The sequence below is a fragment of the Rhizobium leguminosarum bv. viciae USDA 2370 genome (assembly GCF_002008365.1).
GTDB lineage: Bacteria > Pseudomonadota > Alphaproteobacteria > Rhizobiales > Rhizobiaceae > Rhizobium > Rhizobium leguminosarum.
In genome coordinates, this window is the sequence record NZ_MRDL01000041.1 from 1 (window position 1) to 4267 (window position 4267).

5 protein-coding genes are annotated in these 4267 nt (G+C 57.0%); 3 read left to right on the forward strand and 2 right to left on the reverse strand.

Going from position 1 to position 4267, the window contains the following annotated elements; translation table 11 throughout:
* On the forward strand, window positions 1-182 hold a 182-nt coding region (locus BS629_RS39495; RefSeq protein ID WP_210190989.1), incomplete at its 5' end, for a hypothetical protein.
* Window positions 183-219: 37 nt separating this feature from the next.
* Here BS629_RS39495 and trxA read toward each other — a convergent pair.
* Entirely contained in the window at window positions 220-540 is a 321-nt protein-coding gene (trxA, locus tag BS629_RS21405; RefSeq protein WP_077988445.1) for a thioredoxin, read from the reverse strand.
* A 950-nt stretch (window positions 541-1490) separates the two neighbouring features.
* Here trxA and BS629_RS21410 point away from each other — a divergent pair.
* Both BS629_RS21410 and BS629_RS39285 read left to right on the forward strand, forming a co-directional pair.
* Window positions 1491-1787 carry a hypothetical protein gene (locus BS629_RS21410; protein ID WP_077988446.1) on the forward strand — a complete coding sequence of 99 codons (297 nt, stop codon included), beginning with the start codon at window positions 1491-1493 and terminating at the stop codon, window positions 1785-1787.
* A gap of 85 nt (window positions 1788-1872) precedes the next feature.
* Window positions 1873-3537, forward strand: coding sequence for an IS66 family transposase (locus BS629_RS39285; protein WP_077988447.1), 1665 nt, complete (start codon window positions 1873-1875; stop codon window positions 3535-3537).
* Window positions 3538-3543: 6 nt separating this feature from the next.
* Here BS629_RS39285 and BS629_RS21420 read toward each other — a convergent pair whose 3' ends face one another.
* Entirely contained in the window at window positions 3544-3918 is a 375-nt protein-coding gene (locus BS629_RS21420) for a hypothetical protein (RefSeq protein ID WP_077988448.1), read from the reverse strand.
* Between the last annotated feature and the right edge of the window lie 349 nt (window positions 3919-4267).

A 4267-nucleotide genomic window follows, 5' to 3' on the forward strand; every position in this document is an offset into this window, starting at 1 on the left:
CCGAAATGAAAAGCTTCTTCGCCACCCAATCGCTCCGACAGCATCGCAAGTCCGAAACAGGGGAGGACTATATTCCGCTATTACAAACCGACGCTCTCATCGCGCTGAAGCTCACATGGCTCAGCCCTGTACAAACGCCCATAATAACTATGAGCCCTGCCGCTTTACGGGGCGTAAGCTAACGGTTTTTTCGTTGTGGTACAGATTGAGTGATATCGATCAGGCAGCATTCGAAATCCAGTCCAAAAGAGCTGCCTTCGGTTTGACGCCGACCAAGAAATCGGCCACTTCGCCGCCCTTGAAGATCGCGAGCGCCGGAATGGAGCGCACGCCCAATTGGGACGCGAGCTCCGGGTTTTCATCGATGTTGAGCTTGGCGACCTTGATCTTGTCTTCCATCTCGACGGAGATTTCCTCGAGGCTAGGAGCAATCATCTTGCAGGGGTCGCACCAGTTGGCCCAGAAATCGACGACGACGGGTGCTGCGGATTCCAGAACTTCCGACTGGAAGTTATTGATATCGACTTTCACGGTAGCCATGGCTGCTCCTTTGACCGAAGAAGATGTGTGCGGGTGCGCAGAATTTTCAATTATCAACCCAGCTCTTTGGGACATAGGAAGCGTTACCCTGCGATGCCTGAAGCCTACCTCCTGGACCACATCCCCGACCTTCCTCCCTGCGACGGCAGGAGGCGCATCAGCAGATCCGCGATTAGCAAATTCACCGTGAGCGCCCCGGTGAATTGCGCCGGCGAGTGGAGGCACTCTTATGCGATCGAGACCTCATCCCCCGGTCCAGTAGCCGCCAAGACGCGACATCGTTCAAGCATGATCGGCAGTTGACGCCTGGGCACGCACCCTTCGCGATCTGCGAAAGGATGTCCCTAGGGACGTGAGTAAGTTCATGCGGCAGCTGATTTATGTCCGCCAGGTCAACGATTGATCATATTCCTATCGCCTTCACCGCATCCACAGCTAGCATCTGCGAACGCCCTGTTGAAGCGATACGTGGTTACGCTTGTAAGGTGTTTTTCCCGGCATTTGATGGGTCAAATGGATTTTGAATGTATCAAGCTCTCGTTCGCAGTTGACCGCAGAAAAATTAGATCGTGTCCCAGGGAGTGGTCATCTTCTCTATTCGGCGTGGTGAGGTCAAGCGGCATCAACAAGGCGGCTCCCCCTGCGGAAGGCGACCGGCTGGCACGACACAACCACCACACCCGAAGCGATCATGCCTTGCGAACCGCCCACAGAACCTTCACCAGGTGATCAGGGTCAAGTGTAGTCCCTGATTCAGGTCACTAGGTTTTCACCGAAAACGACCTACGGTCAACGACAATACAGTCGCTACGATAGCAGATTTTTATGCTATCGTCGTCTCGCGAGACGGCTTCGGCAGTAACCAATTCGTGTGAATTCCCCCTGCCTCTCCCGAGACTCTTGTGAAATTCTGCGCTAACCTTTCATTAACCTCTAATAGGACTAGGCGCATGAACACGATCGGCACCTTCCAACTGGAACCCAACCGCTTCTACTGGGCTCGCCGTCTGCCGGCAAAAGGTGCGTCGATCTCCGAGCCCAGTGATATCGAGGTTGTCCAGATCTCGACCGTGTTCGGCGCAGCCTGCGAGTTCTGGACGGTAGCGGTGGTGGGCAGCGACGAACGTTTCGATCTCTCCGCCTTCGAATTCTTTCAGAAGGTCCCCTCCCCGCCGATCGCCGGGGGTCGCCGCGCGAATTTGGTACGTGGAGCAGATTCGGTGGCGGCGTTTCGGCGCCGGGCATAGAAAGTGTGCATAACCGTACGCTTTGAGAACAGTTTGTCGGCTTGGGGGATTCCCTGAACGGGGCAAATCATGATTCGATTCCGTCATGAAGAAACGGCTCCCCTCCCCCGAGCATGCCGACACGCTTTCGCTGAATGCGTTGCGCGGATTGGTGACGGGTCTTCTGGGGCGGTCGCAGCAGGCGGAAGCCAGGCTTGAGAAGCTTGAGGCCGAGACCATCCAACTGCGCGAAGAAAACGCCGCCCTTCGCCTGAAAAATACCCGGCTGAAACTCGAGAACCAGCTGCTGCGCGATGAGATCGCCCGGCTGAAGAATCTGCCACCGCGGCCGCCGTTTCGATCGTCCGGCATGGAAAAGGCAACCGACACGAAGCCTGACGAGAAGCCGGGCGCCAAGAAGAAGCCACGGGGTCCAAAACTGGATGTGAAGCGGGTGAGCCGGCGGCAAGTCTTGCGCGCCGATGTTCCCAGCGGCTCGCGCTTCAAGGGATACAAAAGCGTCTACGTCCGCGACCTTATCCTCAAGGCCGAGCTCGTGCATTATCGCCGCGAATGCTGGGTGACGCCGGATGGAAAGACGGTGCTCGCGCCGTTGCCAGTGGGGATCACAGGCGGTTACGAGGCAAACCTCAAGCGGCCGTGCCTGATGCTCCACGCGCAAGGACAGGTGACGATGGCGCGGCTGACGACATTGCTGAACGATATCGGTCTGGACATCTCCAAGCGTCAGATCGTGCGGCTTCTGACCAAGGATCTGGATGGCTTTGTCGCTGAAGATGCGGCGGTGCTGCATGCTGGCCTGGTGTCGTCAGCCTACGTGACGGTCGATGATACCGGCGCCCGCCATGCCCATGCCAACTTCCACACGACCCATATCGGCGGCGAGAATTTTACCATTTTCCGCACCACGAAATCAAAATCACGGCTGAACCTCCTGTCGCTGCTGCGTGGCAGTTATCTGGACTACGTGTTGAACGATGCGGCTATCGACTATCTGGAGGAACGCCATGGCGGTCCAGCATTGGCCGCCGGACTGCGGACTGTTGAACTGCAACACTTCTGCAACCAGGTACCGTTCATGGAGCATCTGGGCGGCAAGGGTATCGACATCTTCGACCGGCAGGACATTGGTACGCTTGCAGAGGCCGGCCTTTGGGGCTCGATCCGTCATCATGGTCTGGTGGGTGACATGGTGATCGTGTCCGACGACGCCGGCCAGTTCCGCGTCGGCAACCACGCGCTATGCTGGGTCCACGGGGAACGCCTTCTGCAAAAGCTGATGCCGGCGACTGCGAAGGAGGAGCGCTGGGTCGCTGTCGTGCGCGATCTCGTCTGGCGTTTCTACAAGGCGTTGAAAGCCTATCAGCTGAACCCTTCCCCTCAGTCCGCTCCCGCGTTCCGAAAACGGTTCGATAGGATCTTTAGCCTGCGCACCGGCTATGGGGCACTCGACAAGTTGCTTGAGCGGCTGCATCGCCGTAAAAACGAGCTGCTAAAGGTGCTCGATTACCCGCAAACACCGTTGCACACCAATGCGTCAGAGAATGACCTGCGGACGTTCGTCACCAAACGAAAGATTTCCGGCGGCACCATGAGTCGCGATGGTCGTGTTGCCCGCGACACCATGCTTGGTCTCTTGAAGACCTGCCAGAAACTCGAGCTTTCCTTTTATCACTATCTTGGGGACCGGCTTGGCCTCGGCGGCGAAGCCATCCCGCAATTGGCAGGCCTTATCGCGGCGAAAGCCTGAACGCCGCTACCGCGTGCCGGGCTTCGTAAATGGCAGCACGCGCCCGTCCTTGGCCGCCACCCCATCCAGAGCATGCCGACCGGTCAGCCTGACAAGCGTCGGTGAGACGTTCCAGTGCTTCTCGTCGTCGGTATGGATCGTGACGGTCTTGCGATTGCGGCGAATGACGATACCCGTAATCGTTCGGCCGTCGGGTGCCTCGAACATCACGGCACTGCCGATCTTGATCTGCTGCAATGCTTGATCTGTCTTTTGCCGATGGAGAAGATGAAGCCGTTCGACGATACGCTCGTTCAACGCCAGCAGTTCGGCCTCATCGAGCCTATCGATATCGATGTTGGTCATGGCACGGATCCATCCTTCAATGGCAGTCTTCTTCAGGGACGAAGCGGATTATGATAGAAGCTGGTCAGCGACACAATTGCCTGACAAACCGGCATCGCCACCAAATCTGCCCCACGTACCGCAGCAGGCTCTGGACGGGCAGTTTGGCGATATCGCAACGCGTTGAAATCATAGCAAACACACCGTTAACCAGAAGGTAATGGTAGTCATTACTTCTGTCGTCCATGACGATCTCGAGTTAGATCAACAACCATCGATAAGTACTGGTTATCGATGGTAGTTGATCTGGAGTCGCAAATCAGCAATGTCGGTCGGCCTGGATGCGCGGAAACCCCTGGTTTTCCGGCCTTTCAGGCAGGTTTCGGCGAGGATCGGCGGAATAGCG

Bases quoted from the DNA above. Each gene is read 5' to 3' on its own strand.
- BS629_RS39285 (WP_077988447.1), top strand. From the start codon at position 1,873: ATGAAGAAACGGCTCCCCTCCCCCGAGCATGCCGACACGCTTTCGCTG.
- trxA (WP_077988445.1), bottom strand. From the start codon at position 540: ATGGCTACCGTGAAAGTCGATATCAATAACTTCCAGTCGGAAGTTCTG.
- BS629_RS21410 (WP_077988446.1), top strand. From the start codon at position 1,491: ATGAACACGATCGGCACCTTCCAACTGGAACCCAACCGCTTCTACTGG.